Source organism: Amycolatopsis sp. NPDC054798, from assembly GCF_053611505.1.
Genome location: NZ_JBSHAM010000065.1, coordinates 1 through 16,090, shown reverse-complemented (window position 1 = coordinate 16,090; position 16,090 = coordinate 1). Strand labels below are relative to the sequence as shown.

The 16,090-nt window shown below is 70.8% G+C and carries 13 protein-coding genes; 8 read left to right on the top strand and 5 right to left on the bottom strand.

The features are described 5' to 3' along the window. Positions 1-6: 6 nt before the first annotated feature. The 3 genes from ACWGIC_RS31795 to ACWGIC_RS31785 all read right to left on the bottom strand — a co-directional run bounded on the left by ACWGIC_RS31795 (position 7) and on the right by ACWGIC_RS31785 (position 5,657). Entirely contained in the window at positions 7-2,178 is a 2,172-nt protein-coding gene (locus tag ACWGIC_RS31795) for a phospholipase A2 (RefSeq protein ID WP_452079583.1), read from the bottom strand. 441 nt (positions 2,179-2,619) lie between these two features. Then, complete coding sequence (locus ACWGIC_RS31790) at positions 2,620-3,984, bottom strand: GGDEF domain-containing protein (protein ID WP_452079582.1); 1,365 nt, start codon at positions 3,982-3,984, stop codon at positions 2,620-2,622. A 464-nt stretch (positions 3,985-4,448) separates the two neighbouring features. Further along, on the bottom strand, positions 4,449-5,657 hold the full coding sequence (locus tag ACWGIC_RS31785) for an MFS transporter (protein ID WP_452079581.1): 1,209 nt from the start codon (positions 5,655-5,657) through the stop codon (positions 4,449-4,451). A gap of 354 nt (positions 5,658-6,011) precedes the next feature. On the opposite strand from ACWGIC_RS31785, the gene ACWGIC_RS31780 reads away from it, so the two are divergent. Next, entirely contained in the window at positions 6,012-6,899 is an 888-nt protein-coding gene (locus ACWGIC_RS31780) for an SDR family NAD(P)-dependent oxidoreductase (protein WP_452079580.1), read from the top strand. Between the two features lie 32 nt (positions 6,900-6,931). On the opposite strand, the gene ACWGIC_RS31775 is transcribed toward ACWGIC_RS31780, so the two are convergent. Continuing rightward, positions 6,932-8,758 (bottom strand): AMP-dependent synthetase/ligase, encoded by a 1,827-nt coding sequence (locus ACWGIC_RS31775; RefSeq protein ID WP_452079579.1) that lies wholly within the window; start codon positions 8,756-8,758, stop codon positions 6,932-6,934. 145 nt (positions 8,759-8,903) lie between these two features. Between ACWGIC_RS31775 and kynU the strand changes: the two genes are divergently transcribed. The 6 genes from kynU to ACWGIC_RS31745 all read left to right on the top strand — a co-directional run bounded on the left by kynU (position 8,904) and on the right by ACWGIC_RS31745 (position 14,849). Next, positions 8,904-10,094, top strand: a complete 1,191-nt coding sequence (gene kynU, locus ACWGIC_RS31770; RefSeq protein WP_452079578.1) for a kynureninase — start codon at positions 8,904-8,906, stop codon at positions 10,092-10,094. Between the two features lie 212 nt (positions 10,095-10,306). After that, on the top strand, positions 10,307-10,597 hold the full coding sequence (locus ACWGIC_RS31765; protein ID WP_452079577.1) for a hypothetical protein: 291 nt from the start codon (positions 10,307-10,309) through the stop codon (positions 10,595-10,597). Between the two features lie 377 nt (positions 10,598-10,974). Beyond that, positions 10,975-13,482, top strand: a complete 2,508-nt coding sequence (locus ACWGIC_RS31760; RefSeq protein ID WP_452079576.1) for a nitrate- and nitrite sensing domain-containing protein — start codon at positions 10,975-10,977, stop codon at positions 13,480-13,482. After that, positions 13,482-13,898 (top strand): roadblock/LC7 domain-containing protein, encoded by a 417-nt coding sequence (locus ACWGIC_RS31755; protein WP_182891125.1) that lies wholly within the window; start codon positions 13,482-13,484, stop codon positions 13,896-13,898. Before ACWGIC_RS31760 ends, ACWGIC_RS31755 begins: the two co-directional genes overlap by 1 nt. Further along, positions 13,895-14,269 (top strand): DUF742 domain-containing protein, encoded by a 375-nt coding sequence (locus ACWGIC_RS31750; RefSeq protein ID WP_452079575.1) that lies wholly within the window; start codon positions 13,895-13,897, stop codon positions 14,267-14,269. Before ACWGIC_RS31755 ends, ACWGIC_RS31750 begins: the two co-directional genes overlap by 4 nt. Then, entirely contained in the window at positions 14,250-14,849 is a 600-nt protein-coding gene (locus tag ACWGIC_RS31745) for a GTP-binding protein (protein WP_452079574.1), read from the top strand. Before ACWGIC_RS31750 ends, ACWGIC_RS31745 begins: the two co-directional genes overlap by 20 nt. Positions 14,850-14,880: 31 nt before the next feature. Here ACWGIC_RS31745 and ACWGIC_RS31740 read toward each other — a convergent pair whose 3' ends face one another. After that, on the bottom strand, positions 14,881-15,330 hold the full coding sequence (locus ACWGIC_RS31740; RefSeq protein ID WP_452079573.1) for a DoxX family protein: 450 nt from the start codon (positions 15,328-15,330) through the stop codon (positions 14,881-14,883). A 139-nt stretch (positions 15,331-15,469) separates the two neighbouring features. Between ACWGIC_RS31740 and ACWGIC_RS31735 the strand changes: the two genes are divergently transcribed. After that, positions 15,470-15,931, top strand: coding sequence for an NUDIX domain-containing protein (locus ACWGIC_RS31735; RefSeq protein WP_452079621.1), 462 nt, complete (start codon positions 15,470-15,472; stop codon positions 15,929-15,931). Positions 15,932-16,090: the final 159 nt, after the last annotated feature.

Genomic DNA, 16,090 nt, shown 5'->3' with positions numbered 1-16,090 from the left:
CGCGGGTCAGGGCGAGGCGGGGGCCGTCCGCCGCGCCGGGACCATGCACGAACCCGCTCCGACCAGCGCGAACACCGCGGTGAGGATATGCAGGACGATGATCGCCGAACCGTGCGTCTCGCCGCCGGCGGCCGCCACGAGCGAGGGCACACAGGTCAGCGCGGCGGCGAACCACGTCGCGGCCGAGGTCGCCGCCCCGCCGGTCCGGACCGCGTGCAGCAGCAGGACGCCGAGGAGCAGATGCACGAGGCTCTGGACCGGGTCCAGCCGCAAACCGAGCACGTCGGCGTCCGCGGCCTCGGCGCCGAACCGGGCCAGCGCGAGCCCGAATACGCCGAGCGTCGCGTAACCGATGCCGAGCGTGGCGGCCGCCCGGGCGAGGAGCACCGGACGGCGGCCGGTCGGGATGGAGGGAAGCGGGGCGGCCGGTGCTTCGGCACCAGGTTTGCCCGGGTGCCGCTCGAACCACCAGAACACCAGCGCCGCGGGCACGAGCAGCAGCGCCACCGCGGCGAGCATTCGCGGACGCAGCAGCCAGTTCAGGCCGTCCGCGATCGGCCCGGGCAGATAGACCACGGCGACGAGCAGCAGCATCGCGGCGAGGAACGCCAGGTACAGGCTCATCGGGGCGCGCAGCATGAGCGCGGCGACGCGGGTGACGCGGTCGCGCGAGGCCCAGCGGCGCAGTGGCGTCGCGAGGAGCCCGACGAGGCCGAGTTGCGACACCCCCAGGAGCAACACAGTCCACGGCCGTGCGGACAGCGCGGCAGGCGCGCCTGGGTTGCCGAGCAGCACCGGCGAAGCGTCGAAGGCGAACACGGCGACCGCAAGGGCGACGACGCCGCTGACAGCAGCGACGCCTAGCACTGAGCGGCGAAGGCGGACGCCGTCCGCGTACGCGAACGCCACCTGTTGCGCGAGGAGCGCCAGGGCGAGCGTGGCGGCGTAGCGCGGCCAGGACTCGTTCGTCCAGCTCGCGGCGAGTTCTCCGGCCACGACGACAGCGGTCAGCGCCGCGACCGACCACAGCCGCGTCCGGCGGTACAGCGCGAGCAGCATCGGCGCGCCGACCACGGTCAGCAGGTAGACGCCGAGCAGCCACAGCGGGTGCAGCGCGATCCGCATGACCGTGGCGTTGGTCCCGGCCGGGATGCCCAGCAGCTCCAGCGCCAGCGGCACGATCAAGGCGACCACGGCGAAGATCAACGCCGGGCGCAGCAGCGGGCTGGACCGTTCGGCCAGGTAATGCCGGTAGCCGCGGTCGCGTTCGGCCCGCCAGCCCGCCGCGTTGGCGAGTCCGCCCGCGAAGAAGAGCAGCGGGGTGAGCTGCGCGAGCCAGGTCAGCGGCCACCAGGTGGCCTGCGGCGCGCCCGCCCAATCGGCCAGCGCGGTCGCCGACTCGCCGATCATCAGCGAGACGGCTCCGGCGATGCCGAGCACCGCCCATGGCCGCGGCGTGCCCCGGGGCAGGCGCGGCCGCGGGGTCGTGCGGCGGGCGGTGTGCCAGCCGCGCAGGCGCATCACGAGCAGACAGCCGATCACCAGCACCCCGGCGACCATCGGGCCGATCGGGTCGCCGACCGGCGGGCCCCAGCGCTGATGCCACGAGTTGACCACCAGCCCGCCGGTGAACACCGACGCGACGAGCTGGCAGGTGCGCTCGGAGTTCACCGGGTTCAGCTCGCAGGTGCGGTGCATGTCCTGCTCGAGCCGGTCGTCGAGCGCCGCCCGGGCGGACTGGGCGAGCGGGTGGCCCTTGTCGTTGGCGTAGCGGAGCAGGTCGTAGCCGAGGTCGTGCGCCTTGCACGGGACGGAGAAGTCCCACTTCGTGTTGTCGTCGCCCCACGGAGCGGAGCAGCCGCCGTCGAGATGCGCCGCGCGGACGGTGCCGTCGCGGGCGGGCAGCGCGCCGGGCTTCACGCCGGTGACCGCGGTGAAGTCCTTGGGCAGGAGCGCGAGCGCGGTGGCCTCCCCGCCGGGGTGGGCGAGCGCGTCGACCGCGTTCTGCGCCGCGAGCACCCCGCCGGTGGGCGGGCCCTGGTCGGGCGGGGACGCGGGCCGCGAGGCGATCAGGCCGAACCCGAACACCACGAGCAGGACGAGCAGCAGCCAGCCGGACGTCGACCAGGGTCGGCGAACGCGAACGGCGGCCGGGGCACGGTCGTCGGTGGCTGGCATGCGCACCAGGGTGCCAGCCCGGCGCGGGATGCGGGAGGCGGCTGTCCCCCTCACCCGCGCGGGGGGTAACCCCCGGGGGTTCCGCACGGTGGCCTGGGATCGCCCCAATGTGGCGTTGGGTGCATCTGACGCACCCAATGTGGCGTTCGGTGCGTCGCACGCACCCAATGCCGCATTGGGGCGGTCTGGCTGAAGGGATGCGGGAGGGCCGGAGGGGCGGTCGAGTCCGGGGGGCGGATTGCGGGTGCTCGGCCAACTGGGTCCGGCAATCCCGGCGGCTTCCGTTCCGGCCCGAAAAACCGGCCGCCGCGGTTAGCGGTCTCGCTGACAATTAACCCGGCGGGCCAATCCGGCGGCGGAACGGGGCGCTGGCCGTCGCGCACGGTTTCTGAATCGGTTTCGCGATTAATCGCGAACAGTGCCGGTGATCGGAATTGTGGATCACTCCGGAGGCAGATTCGCGTCCGCGAACCGCACCTGGTTCCGGCCGCCTTCCTTCGCGGTGTAGACGGCCGCGTCGGCGGCGTGCAGCAACTGTTCCAGTGTTGTTCCGTTCACCCCGAGCAATGCGACGCCGATCGACCCGGTGCGGCCGGTGATCAATGCCGAACCGCCGCGTTTGTCGGTCGTCACGATGCGCTGATCGGCGATTGCGGTACGGATCCGTTCCGCGGTCACCTTCGCCGCCGTGGTGTCCGCGTCGGGCAGCAGGATCAGGAACTCCTCGCCGCCGAAGCGGCCGATGATGTCTTTGGGACGGGTTATCTCGTCGAGGGTTTGCGCCACCGTGCGGAGCACGTCGTCGCCTGCCGGATGGCCGTACGTGTCGTTGATCCACTTGAAGTGGTCGAGGTCGATCATCAGCAATGCCAGTGATTCCCCGCCGCGCGCGGCCCTGGCCAGCGCGCGTTCCGCGGACTCCGACCACCCGCGCACGTTGAAGATCCCGGTTTTCGGATCGGTGCGCGCTTCGGACTGCAGTTGGTTGATTTCCGCCAGCCGGTTGCCCAGCACGGTGATGAGCACGAGGATCACGATCGCCGGCGGGATGTTCACCAGCAGGATCGTCGCGATGGTGCCGAGGCTGATCGTCGACAGCTCCAGCAGGTTGTCGTCCTTGGTGCCCAATACGTTGCGCAGCGTGGGCGCGGACGTGCCGCCGAGCGCGAGCAGCCCGCCGATCACGATCGCCTGCAGCGCGGCGTAACTGAAGCCGACGAGCATCAGGATCCCGAAGACCTGCAACGAGTTCGCCGGCGAGAGCCGGGCCAGTTCGGCGGAGGCGAAAGTCTGGTACAGGTGGTGTGCCAGCAGTGCCGACACCGCATGCGTGAACGAGGTGAACACGAACTTGTGCGGCGGTCGCCGGGAGTTGAACCAGCGCTGGACGCGCAGGATCGCGATCAGCAGCAGCGTCAGCGGGATCGGCAGCAGCAGCGCGGCCGGGAACACCCAGATGCCGGTCAGGTCGATGTGGACGGCGGTGACCCGGTTGCGCCGCCGTTCCTCCTGCCGCCGGGTGAGCTGGATGTGCACCGTCGCGCAGCCGGCGAGGATCGCGAACCGGCCCCAGTCCACGAGATCCGGGCTCGGCGACGCGACGACGCCGAAGGTCAGCAGCGCCACCGCGATCGCGTCCCAGGCGAGCAGGAACGCCACCATCCGGCGCGGTTTCGTCCAGAGATCCCACGAGGAAACGGGGTTCGCGGCGATCAGCGCGCGCAGCCGCCCGGCGAAGCCCGTCGCGGCGGGCGGTTCCTCCCCGGGGCCGCGGTTTTCACCGCGCGCCGGTTCGGTTCCGGGCATCGGGCCGTGCCTCCTCCGGTGTCGGATGCGGTTCCCGGACGGTTCCCGGTTCTGCGCCGTTATCAGTTGCCGGTATCATCGCACTCACCGACTCCGAACGCTGTATTCGGTCGTAGTCTCCGAACCCGGAGACGCCTTCCGCGACAACTGCTGCATCCATGAAGTAAATTGCGGAGGAGCGTCCCCGCCGTCCCCCCGAGTGAGGTGTTTTCGCATGCGCGACCGCGAAGCGTGAATCGAGCTGTTGTCATTTTCCGATGAATTGTCAGCGAGCGGAGGTGGACAGCTGTGCGTGACCGTGAAGCGTGAGTTCTGTGACCGATCCACTGCGGATTCGTGACAATGCGAGCGGAGGTGTGTTCCGTGCGTGACCGTGAAGCGTGAAACGACTTCCCGTCCGGCGTATCCAGACCCGATCGGCCGGTGCCTCGACCCCGGCCGCAGATTCCTCTTCCACCCCACGATCAGGCCCCGGCCGCGACCGCGTGCCGCACCCGGGTCCACGAGAACGCGGTGGGGATCGCCAGAGCCACGCCGGCCAGCCCGGCCAGCGCGATGGCGGTGACCGCGGAGCCGGTCGCCTGTGCGACCACCCCGCCGAGAGCCACCCCGATGCCTTGCGCCACGCGCAATCCCGTGCGGTAGAGCCCGCCGGCCCCGCCGCGCAGTTCGTTCGGCACCCAGGTGGAGAACGTCGCGGTCACGGTGATGATGTAGGCGCCCATCGCACCGGCGAGCGCGAGCAGCACCAGCGCCACCACCAGATTCGGCTGAAGCAAAAACAGCGCGAGCAAGGCCAGCGACGTCGTCGCCAGCACGCCGAGCAGCCGCTGCCGGACCTCGGCGGACGCGAATTTCGACAGCAGATAGGCCCCGGCGACGAAGCCGAGCGGGTCGGCGGCGAGCAGCCAGCCGACCGCCGCGGACGGCGCGTTCAGCTGCTGGGCCAGCGGCGCGGCCAGCCCCTCGGGCACCACGGCCAGCCCCACAAGCCACGACAGCGCGATCAGCACGCGCAGTTTGCGCTGCCCGAACACCCAGCGCGTCGCGGAGAACCAGGTGCTGTGGTCGCCGCCGGCCGCGGGCCGGTTGTGCACCCACACCCGCACGATCACCGCGGCCACCGCGAAGCTCACCGCGTCGATCGCCAGCGCCCACGACGTGCCCACGGCGGTCACTAGCACGCCGCCGCCGGCCAGGCCGAGCAGCTGCACCGTGTTGGTGGTGATCCCGCGCAAGTCCTGGCTTCGCAGGTACAGATAGTCGTCGGCGAACACCTCGCGGGTGATCGCGTTCTGCGCCGCGTTCGCGGGCGACGCGGCGAGCTGCACCGCCACCAGGAGCAGGCACAGCGCGATCAGCGGCATCCCGGGCAGGCTCATCAACCCGACGAGCACTGCCTGCGCCGCCGCGCTCACGCTCAGCACCGCGCGCCGCGGGTAGCGGTCGGCCAGGAAGGACAGGCCGAGCCCGCCCGCGAGCGCGGGAAGGAAGGTCAGCGCGTAGACGACCGCGGCCCAGAGCGCGGAACCGGTGCGGTGGTAGACGAGGATGGACAACGCCACCTTCGCCAGCTGATCGCCCGCGCTCGAGATGGCCTCCGCCGCCCAGAGTACGCGGTATTCGACATTCCGCAGCGGCGCCGTCAGCCGAGAGGTCGCTTCGGTCGTCACGAGATGACCACTGCCCCCTCCCCGATCGAGTGAATGCCGGTACTGCCCGCATTCTGCCTTCGCCGATGACACTCCTGGCCAGGAGTGTCACTACTCCGGCCAGGGCATGCACCCTCAGTATGCCGCCGATCACACCAGGGTGAACAGTCGGGAAGAATCCGGTGGCCGGAACGCGGAGCCGTTCGGACTGACCTGCCGCGGGGTACCCGTGCCACTGATCAGCTTTCCTCGTTCGGCGCAGCGCGAGCACCGTTCGTCGCCATCGACCGGTGCGGCTGGGCCGAACGGTCCAACACTGGGAGAGACCCGGCGGAGCGTTCGTCCTCGCGCCGGGCGCACCAGCGGGGAGTGAGCGTGGACAGACTGTTGCAGGACAAGGCCGTGGTCGTGACCGGGGCCGGGCGCGGGCTCGGGGAGGCGTTCGCCGTGCACGTCGCTCGCGCGGGCGGGGCCGTGGTCGTCAACGACGTGGACGCCGAACTGGCCGAGCGCACCGCGAAGACCATCCGCGGCCACGGCGGGCGCGCGGTCGCGAACGGGCACAGCGTGGCCGACCCGGCGCAGGCACAGGCGATCGTCGACCAGTGCGTCGCCGAGTTCGGCCGGATCGACGGCCTGGTCAACAACGCCGGGCTCAACTACGAGGCGCTGCCCTGGGAGGACGACGCGGAGCAGGCCCGCCAGCTGGTCGAGGTGAACGTGCTCGGCGTGATGTACACCGGGCTCGCCGCGATCCGGGCGATGGTCGGCGCGGGCGGCGGCGGGTCGATCGTGAACATCTCCTCCGGCGCGTCGCTCGGGCAGCGCAAGCTCGGCGTGTACTCGGCGAGCAAGGGCGCGGTCGCCTCGCTGACCTACTCGTGGGCGCTGGACCTCGACGATTCCGGGATCCGGGTGAACGCCGTGTGCCCGGTGGCGCACACCCGGATGGTGTGGAAATCGGAGCGGGCGCTGCGCGCGTGCCCGCCGGAGCGCACCCCGGCGAAGATCGCGCCGCTCGTGCTGTTCCTGCTCGGCGAGGGGTCGCACGGCATCACCGGGCAGATGATCCGGTGCAACGGCCCGCAGCTGCACGTGATGGGGCAGCCGTACCTGAAGCAGCCGATCCTGGAGCGGCCGGACTGGGACACCGAGACCGTGCAGCAGGCGTTCGACGAGGTGTTCTCCGCCCACCTGGAGAACTACGGGCTGGAGAAGCGCGTGCCGCCTCGTCTGCGCAAGTGGTCGCGGCAGGCCTCGTGAGTGGCTACGCCGGTTAGAACCGGCGTAGCCACTCACGAGGTATAGAGCGAGGCGATGTCGGAGCCGTAGCGGTCGTTGATCACCCGGCGCTTGAGCTTGAGCGTCGGGGTCAGCTCGCCGGTTTCCGGCGTCCAGGCGGTGGTGAGCACGTGGTACTTCTTGATCTGCTCGGCCCGGGCGAGCCTGCTGTTGGCTGACTCGACGGCCCGCGCGATCTCCGCTCGGACCGCTTCGTGCGCGGCGAGCGCTTCGATCCCGGCGGCTTCGACGCCGCTGGCCGCTGCCCAGCCGGGGGCGATCTCGTCGTCGAGCACGATCAGCGCGGTCACGTACGGCCGCTCGTCGCCGATCGCGACCGCCTGGCCGATCAGCGGATGCTCCTTCAGCAAGCCCTCGATCCGGGTCGGCGCGATGTTCTTGCCGCTGGAGGTGATGATCAGTTCCTTCTTGCGGTCGGTGATCGTGACGTAGCCGTCGTCGTCGATCGTGCCGATGTCGCCGGTGGCGAACCAGCCCTCAGCGTCGGTGGCCGGTTCGATCGTGCCGTCCGCCTGCAGGTAGCCGAGGAACACGATCGGCCCGCGGACGAGCAGTTCGCCGTCCTCGCCGGTCTTCACCTCGACGCCGTCGATCGGACGTCCGACGGTGCCCGCCCGGAACGCTTCGGCGCTGTTCGCGGTCGCCGCGCCGGTGGTCTCCGACAGGCCCCACACCTCGCGGATCTCGACGCCCAGCCCGGCGAGGAAGTACAGCACCTCCAGTGGCAGCGCGGCCGCGCCGCTGGACGCGACGTGCAGCTGGTCGAGCCCGAGCAGCCCGCGCACCGGCGCGAGCACGGTCTCGTCGGTCTTCGCGATGCGTTCGGCGAGATCGGCAGGCACCTCCTCGCCCGCGCTGCGGAGTTTGTAGCCCTCTTGCAGGAGTTCGTTCGCCGAAATGAGCGCCTCGCGCCGGTCCTCGGGGACCCCGGCGAGCATGTTCTTCAAGCCCGCCACCATCTTTTCCCACACCCGCGGCACGCCGAAGAAGCTCTGCGGGCGCACCTGGCCGAGCGCCGCGACGACGCCGGACGGATCGCCGACAGTGTGCACGTGGCCCGCCGTGACGATCGGCATGTAGATCGACAGCTCGCGTTCGGCGATGTGTGCCAGCGGCAGATATGCGATGTTCGTGGGGTGCATCGGGGCGTTGTGCAGCGTGTGCACGGCGATGCCCTCGTGGATCGCGTTGCGGTGCGACAGCACGACGCCCTTGGGGTCGCCGGTGGTGCCGGAGGTGTAGATCATCGCGAGCGGATCGTCCGGGCGGATCGCCTGCCACGCCTGGTCGAACGCCTCGGGGTCGGCGGCGAGCGCGGCGCGGCCCTCGGTGCGCACCGCGGAGTACGCGACGAACCGGTCGTCGCCGTCCGGGATCGCGGATTCGTCGAGCACCACCACCCGGCGCAGCGCGGGCAGGTCGTCGAGCACCGGCAGCCAGCGGGACAGCTCGTCGGCTCCGGCGAGGACGACGACCGGGGCGGCGCTGTGCCGGGCGACGTAGCGGATCTGGTCCGGGCTGAGTGTCGCGTAGGCAGTGCAGGGGATCGCCGCCAGGTGCACCGCGGCGAGGTCGGCGATGAGGTGATCGGGCGAACTCGGGGCCATGATCAGCATGCGGTCGCCCGCGGCGAGGCCGAGCCCGGCGAGCCCCCGCGACACTTCGGCGACCGCGGTCCGGAACTCGCTCCAGGTGAGCGTCGGACGGCCTTCGAGGTCGAGCGAGGTGAGCGCGGGCCGGTCGCCGTGTTCGACGGCGTTGCGCCGCAGCAGCAGCGGGATGGTTCGGCCCTCGGCCTGTTCGGCGATCGACTGGGTCAACGCTGACCTCCTCCGGTGGTGCCTGGTCAGGTCACTGTAGGTCGTCGGCGCGGCGGCCGATAGAGAATCCCGGCCAGCCTCGGCGCTCGATAAGACGGCCCTCCGCCTGTTATGAAGGGGACGAACCGGGAACCGAGGAGCGTTGATGACCGAATCTGCCGTGCGCGGCGAAAGCCTTGCCGACGAGGCGGCGGCGCTCGACGCCGCCGACCCGCTCGCCGCGAAGCGCGCGGAGTTCGACCTTGACTCCGACGTCGCCTACTTCGACGGGAATTCTCTTGGCGCGCCGCCGAAACACGTCGCGGAGCGGCTGAGCCAGGTGGTCCGCGAGCAGTGGGGTCGGCGGCTGATCCGGTCGTGGACCGAGGGCTGGTGGGAAGCCCCGCAGCGGGTCGGGGAGCGGATCGCGCCGCTCGTCGGGGCCGCGGCCGGACAAGTCGTGGTGGCGGACTCGACGAGCGTGGACCTGTTCAAGGCGCTCGTCGCGGCGGTGCGGGCGAACCCCGGCCGGGACGAGCTCCTCGTCGACGCGGCGACCTTCCCGACCGACGGCTACGTGGCCGACCAGGCGGCCCGGCTCACCGGGCACACTGTGCGGCGCGTGCCGGTGGCGGAGCTGCCCGGCGCGGTGAGCGAGCGGACCGCCGCGGTGCTGGTGAATCACGTCGACTACATCAGCGGACGGCTGCACGACATGCCGTCGGTCACCGAGGCCGTGCACGCGGCCGGGGCGCTCGCGGTGTGGGATCTCTGCCACAGCGTCGGCGCGATTCCGGTTCAGCTCGACGCGTGCGAGGTCGATTTCGCGGTGGGCTGTACGTACAAATTCCTCAACGGCGGACCGGGCTCGCCCGCGTTCATCTATGTGGCACAGCGGCATCAGGCGGAATTCGATCAGCCGCTCGCCGGATGGGCCGGGCACGCGGATCCGTTCGGAATGGAACCGGGATACCGCGGCAGCGCGGGGATCGCGCGCGCCCGCGCCGGCACGCCGGACATCCTGTCGATGCTGGCGCTCGACGCCGCGCTGGACGTATGGGACGGCGTCGATCTCTCTGTGCTGCGCGCGAAAGGGTTGGCGCTGGGCGATTTCTTTTTCCGGTGTGCGGACGAATTGCTGCCTGGAGCGGAGATACCGACGCCGCGGGAGCACGCGCGCGGACACCAGGTTTCAGTGCGCGACGCGGGCGGGCAGCAGACGATGGACGCGTTGCACGAACGCGGGGTGCTGGGCGATTTCCGGCCGCCGGACGTGCTGCGGTTCGGGCTCGCCCCGCTGTACACGACTTACGCCGAGGTGCTGCGGGCGGTGACCGTGCTGCGCGAGGTGCGCTGAAAATAATTCGCGCAATATCCGCGCGGATTCGCGGGGACCCGGCCGGAATCGCCGGTCCAGGGTGAACAATCGGTGTCCTGCTCGCCCCTTTGGGTGATCGGCGGGCGCGCCGCGCACTGCCCGGCGGGTATGCTCGGTGCCTGTTTTTTCGCGGGCAGGAGCCGATCGAGGGGCGGCGCCGCCAGGCGAATCCGGGGCGGAAGGGGCCGAAAATGATCGAGACCCGCGGTCGGGAAGTGCCGCTCTCGTATGCCGTGACCCTGCTTGTCGGGGTGGCGATCGGCTTCGTTCTCGCGCGTTTCGGCGACCTGATCGCGCGTTATCCGGTCGAATCGACGCTGGTGGCGGTGCTGATCGCGTCCGTGGCGGTGCTGGCGTGGGCGTGCCGGGAGATGCTGCACGATCTGCTTCGCCGCGACCGCCCGGCCGGTGCCGAGGAATCGGAACCGCTGCCCGGCCCCCGGCTTTCCGCGCACCGGCCGCCGAATGGCGTCCGGCGCTGAATTCCGGAAATTGATCTCGTTTTTCCGTTCGATTCCGCCGTTGATGCGGAAATGCGCATGAGTTTCCGGGCGGGCCAGTGCGGGCGGGGCCGTGACGGACCTCACGCGGCCGGGCGCGGCGGCCCGCGGCGGCGGCCGGTGCGACCAAGGTCACGTCCGGCGGTGATCAGTTTTCCAAGCACCGCAGAGGGTTACCAGCAAGTAACCGGAACGTGACGGTCGTTCGGCTTCGGACTTGACTCGCCCGTCCGGGTTGCTTACCGTCGTCGCGGGCAACGCAGACCACGGTGAGTTGTGATCCGGCTGGTCGGACCGGTGCAAGGAAAACACCGCGGACCCGAATACCTAGGTAAGCGCCGGAAGGAAAACGGATCACGGTGAAGCAGAATTCCGGGCGAAACGGCCGCGGGTCGTCTATTCGCTCTCGTGTGCTGGCGATCGCGTTGATTCCGAGTGTGGCGTTGCTCGTGGTCGGTATCGCGCTCGCCGGATACCTGATTCTCGACGCGACGCAGGCGCGCGGTTACGCGCGGAAGATTCGCGGTTCGGAAGGCCCCGGCATTCCGTTCCTGCTCGCCGCGGAACAGGAACGGCAGCTGTCGATGAGCGTGCTCGCCGGCCAGGACGCCGCGCGCGCCGCGCTGCTGGCCGTCCGGCCGAAGACGGACGCGTCCGCCGCGCAGATCACCTCGGTGCTGCAGGACAACTTCGCGAGCGATTCGAACGTGCCCGCCAGCGTCAAGCAGAACATCGCCACGTTCGCCGCGCTGGAAGCGAAACTGCCGCAGCTGCGCCAGCAGGTCGACGCCGGCCAGGCGCCGCGGCTCGAGGTGTTTTCCTTCTACAACCAGATCATCGACCAGTTCACCCAGGGCGTCGCCGGGCTCGCGCAGGCCGCGCGCGGCGCGGACAACGCCTACGCCCGGCTGTCCGCGATCCCGATTTTCAACGCTGCCGAGGAAATGCAGCGCAGCGACGCCTTGGCGTCGGCCGGGCTCGCCGCGGGCGGGCTGTCCGGCGACGAGCAGCGCGCGTACCTCGGCCAGATCGGCGCGTACCACGCGCAGCTCGAACAGTCGGTGCCGCAGATGGTGCCCGAGGTGCGGGCGAACTACGACAAGCTCGTCGCGAGTCCCGCGTGGACGACCGTGACCCAGGTCGAGAACGCCTTGCTGTCCGGTGCGAAACAGCTGCCGGTGCCGCTGGAGCAGTGGCGGGCCGACGCGAAGCAGGTCGCCACCACGCTGATGACGATGTTCGCCGCGCAGAGCGCGCACGCGACCAACGCGGCCATCACCGACGCGGACGACACGCTGCGGAACTCGATCATCGCGGGCGCGGCGGCGGTGCTCTTCGCGCTCGCCGTGGTGCTGATCGCGCTGCGGCTGTCGAACCGCTTCATCTCGCGGCTCGCCCGGCTGCGCGAGGACACCCTCGACGCGGCCGAGGTCCGGCTGCCGGAACTCGTGAGCCGCGTGCGGGCGGGCGAACCGGTCGACCTCGACGAGGGCGGGCATCTGCTCGACCACGGGACGGACGAGATCGGCGAGGTGGCCGAGGCGTTCAACCTCGCGCAGCAGTCCGCGCTCGCCGCCGCGGTCGAGGAGGCCAAGACGCGCGAGGGCACGAAGGCGGTGTTCCTCAACATCGCGCACCGCAGCCAGGTGATCGTCCACCGGCAGCTGAAGGTGCTGGACGCGGCCGAGCGCAAGCAGGAGGACCCGGACCAGCTCGACACGCTCTTCCGGCTCGACCACCTTTCCACCCGCGCGCGGCGCAACGCGGAGAACCTGATCATCCTCGGCGGCGGCCAGCCAGGACGGCAGTGGCGCAATCCGGTGTCGCTGGTGGAACTCGTCCGCGGCGCGGCGGCGGAAACCGAGCACTTCGCGCGGGTGAAGACGGCGAAGCTGCCCGAGGTCGCCGTGCGCGGGCCCGCTGTCGGCGACCTCGTGCACCTGCTCGCCGAGCTGATCGACAACGCGACGTCGTTCTCGCCGCCGGAGTCTCGCGTCGAACTGCGCGGCAACGTGGTCGGCAAGGGCGTCGTGATCGAGGTCGAGGACCAGGGCCTCGGGATCGAGCCGGAGCAGGCCGAGGAGTTCAACGCGATGCTCGCCGATCCGCCGGACTTCGGGATCATGGCGCTGTCCGACGAACCGCGGCTGGGCCTGTTCGTGGTCGCGCGGCTGGCGTCGCGGCACGGGATCTCGGTGCACCTGCGCGAATCCGCGTACGGCGGGACCCGGGCGATCGTGTTGGTGCGCAAGGAATTGCTCGCGCCGATCAGCGAGACTCCGGATGACGGCGCGGAGTCCGCTCCGGAGCAGGACGGGGTGCCGGAGCTTTCCCGGCTCGCGGTGGAGCCCTCGCGGCCCGCGCCGGAACCGCAGCGGGCTGAACCGCAGCGACCGGAATTGCCGCAACGGAAACCGTCGCGCCCGGTTCCGGCGCCGCAGGCGGAACTGCCGCAGCCGTCGCGTCAGGCGCCGGAGCCCCGGGTCGCGCCGGAGCAGCAGCGGCCGGAGCTGCCGACTCGCCGCGCTTTGCGTCCGGCCGCCGAGGCGCCGCCCCGTCCTCCGCAAGCCCGTCCGCAGCACGAGCAGCGGCCGCCCGCGGATGCCGCCCGCGCGCCGCGTCCGGCGGCGGACAACGGCCGGGCCGCCCCGCCGCGTCCGCCCGGGCGTCCGCCGCTGCCGCAGCGGCGACGCCAGCAGAACCTGGTTCCGCAACTGCGCGGCGACCGGCCGGCGCCGGAATCCGACGAGGTCCGCGAGGATTCGCCGGAGCAGGCCCGCTCCCGGCTCAGCGCGTTCCAGCAGGGCACCCGGCGGGCCCGCGAGGCTGATCCCGGGCACGACAACAGGTACGGAGATCGCGACTGATGGCGAACAACGGCGTCAACGAGCTCGACTGGCTGCTCGACGACCTCGTGCAGCGGGTCGCCGGCGCGGACCGCGCGGTGGTGCTGTCCTCCGACGGGTTGCTGATCGGCCGGTCGGGCAACCTGTCCGAGGCGGACGCGGAACACCTGTCCGCGGTCGCGTCGGCGTTCCAGAGCCTCGCCCGCGGCACCGGACGGCATTTCGGCGGCGGCAACGTGCGGCAGACGATGGTCGAGATGGACCACGCGTTCCTGTTCGTCACCGCGGCCGGGCGGGGCGCCTGCCTCGCGCTGCTGGCCGGGGTCGACGCGGACATGGGGCTCGTCGCGTACGAGATGAACCTGATGGTCAAGCGGGTCGGTGCGGTGCTCACCGCGGCGCCGCGGGCCGGAGCGGTCCAGCGGACCTCGCCATGACGCCGCGGGACCGCGAGTCCTGGTACGAGGACGAGGCCGGCCCGCTGGTGCGGTCTTACGCCGTGACCGGCGGGCGGACCCGGTCCGACACCCGGGGGCTCGACCTCATCACGCTCGTCGTCGCGCTGCGCGCCGTGAACGAAACGCCCGGCCTCGAACCGGAGCACGCGCGCATTCTTTCCCTGTGCCAGCGCCCGGTCTCGGTCGCCGAGGTGGCCGCGCGGGTCGACCTTCCGCTGCCGGTGGTGAAGGTGCTGCTGAGCGATCTGATAGAACGCAACCTCGTGCTCTTCCGCACCGCGACGCCGGTGACCGACGCCCCCAGCCCCCACGTACTCCAGGCGGTTCTCGATGGCATCCGGAAACTCTGAGCCCCGCCGGTCGCTCACCGCGCAGGCGGTGAAGGTGCTCGTCGCGGGCGGCTTCGGGGTCGGCAAGACGACCATGGTCGGCTCGGTCAGCGAGGTGCCGCCGCTGCGCACCGAAGAGGTGATCACCGCCGCGTCCGAGGGCGTGGACGACTTGACCGGCGTCGAGGGCAAAACCACCACGACCGTCGCGCTCGACTTCGGCCGGATCACCATCAACCCCGAGCTGATCCTGTACCTGTTCGGCACGCCGGGACAGGACCGGTTCTGGTTCATGTGGGACGAACTCGCCGACGGCGCGCTCGGCGCGGTGGTCCTCGCGGACACCCGGCGGCTCGAATCCTGTTTCCCCGCGGTGGACTTCTTCGAACAGCGGGGCCTGCCGTTCGTGGTCGGCGTGAACTGCTTCGACGACGCTTACCGGTACGGGACCGAGGAAGTCCGCGGGGCGTTGGATCTTGACCCTCAGGTGCCGTTGCTGCTGTGCGACGCGCGGGAGCGGGATTCGACCAAGCAGGTGCTGACGGTGCTGATGGAGCACGCGCTGGGGCGGGCAATGCTTGTGAGCGGCAACCCCGGTTAGGTTTCCGGGATTGCCGCTCTGCGCGGTTTTCTCAGCGGCGGCGGCGCAGCTGGTCCAGTGAGGCCGCGCCCGGGCCGACCACGGCGATGGTCAGGAAGATCCAGGCGTACAGCGCGGAGGGCTCGCCCATGTTGTGCAGGGGGAGCAGGCCTTCCGGGGCGTGCACGGTGAAGTAGGCGTAGGCCATCACGCCGGAGAGCACTGTGGCGGAGACGCGGGTGAAGAGCCCGGCGAAGACGAAGACCGCGCCGACGACCTCGATCAGGCTGGCCCAGTAGCCGGGCCACTGGCCGAAGGGGACCGCGCCGCCTGCGTTGTCGATGCCGCCGAAAAGGCCGAAGCCCATCAGGCCGTGGCAGAGGAAGAGGAACGACACCACTGCGCGGAAGAGGGCCAGGACGGTGGGGCGGACTCGGTCGGCCAGGGACTGGGTGGCTTCGGTGGTGGCGGCGGCGGTCTTGGGGGCGGTCGTGGTGGTCATGGTGGGGGTCCTTCCCGGGGTGGCTTGTTGGGGCCTTCTGCTGATGCGTCGAGCGGGGGTGGCGTGGATCGACACATGGCCGGGAAGTTTTTTCGTGCCGGTGTTCGGGCTGGTCACGGGGGTTCGGCAGACTGGGGGGATGGTTGTGAGGCGTAGTGCTGGGGTGTTGGTTTTCCGTCGGGGCGCGGGTGGGGTCGAGGTGTTGCTCGGGCATATGGGCGGGCCGTTTTGGGCGAAGAAGGATTCGGCGGCTTGGTCGTTGCCCAAGGGGGAGATCGAGGAGGGGGAGGAGCCGGAGGTTGCTGCTCGGCGGGAGTTCGAGGAGGAGCTGGGGGTTCCGGTGCCGGAGGGGGAATGGGTGGCGTTGGGGGAGGTGCGGCAGTCGGGGAAGGTGGTGACTGCTTGGGCGGTGGAGGGGGACGTTGATCCGGCGGAGGTGGTGCCGGGGACGTTTGAGCTGGAGTGGCCGCCTCGGTCTGGGCGGGTGCAGGAGTTTCCTGAGGTGGATCGGGTGGAGTGGTTTGGGGTGGAGGTGGCTCGGGAGAAGCTGGTGAAGGGGCAGAGGGGGTTTTTGGATCGGCTGGTTGAGGTTGTGGGGTAGGGGGCGGCTCGTCGCCTGGCGGCGACATTGCGCGCCGGGGGCGTGGGGCACCCCGAAGCCCGATTGTGCTGACGGTTCGGGGGTGCTTGTCAAGGCGGGAAAGATGCCGTGTCAAGCACCCCCGAACCGCAGAGGAGGCTTCGTATCGGGGTGCAGGGC

Bases quoted from the DNA above. Each gene is read 5' to 3' on its own strand.
- ACWGIC_RS31740 (WP_452079573.1), bottom strand. From the start codon at position 15,330: ATGACCACCACGACCGCCCCCAAGACCGCCGCCGCCACCACCGAAGCC.
- ACWGIC_RS31765 (WP_452079577.1), top strand. From the start codon at position 10,307: ATGATCGAGACCCGCGGTCGGGAAGTGCCGCTCTCGTATGCCGTGACC.
- kynU (WP_452079578.1), top strand. From the start codon at position 8,904: ATGACCGAATCTGCCGTGCGCGGCGAAAGCCTTGCCGACGAGGCGGCG.
- ACWGIC_RS31735 (WP_452079621.1), top strand. From the start codon at position 15,470: ATGGTTGTGAGGCGTAGTGCTGGGGTGTTGGTTTTCCGTCGGGGCGCG.
- ACWGIC_RS31750 (WP_452079575.1), top strand. From the start codon at position 13,895: ATGACGCCGCGGGACCGCGAGTCCTGGTACGAGGACGAGGCCGGCCCG.
- ACWGIC_RS31755 (WP_182891125.1), top strand. From the start codon at position 13,482: ATGGCGAACAACGGCGTCAACGAGCTCGACTGGCTGCTCGACGACCTC.
- ACWGIC_RS31790 (WP_452079582.1), bottom strand. From the start codon at position 3,984: ATGCCCGGAACCGAACCGGCGCGCGGTGAAAACCGCGGCCCCGGGGAG.
- ACWGIC_RS31795 (WP_452079583.1), bottom strand. From the start codon at position 2,178: ATGCCAGCCACCGACGACCGTGCCCCGGCCGCCGTTCGCGTTCGCCGA.
- ACWGIC_RS31745 (WP_452079574.1), top strand. From the start codon at position 14,250: ATGGCATCCGGAAACTCTGAGCCCCGCCGGTCGCTCACCGCGCAGGCG.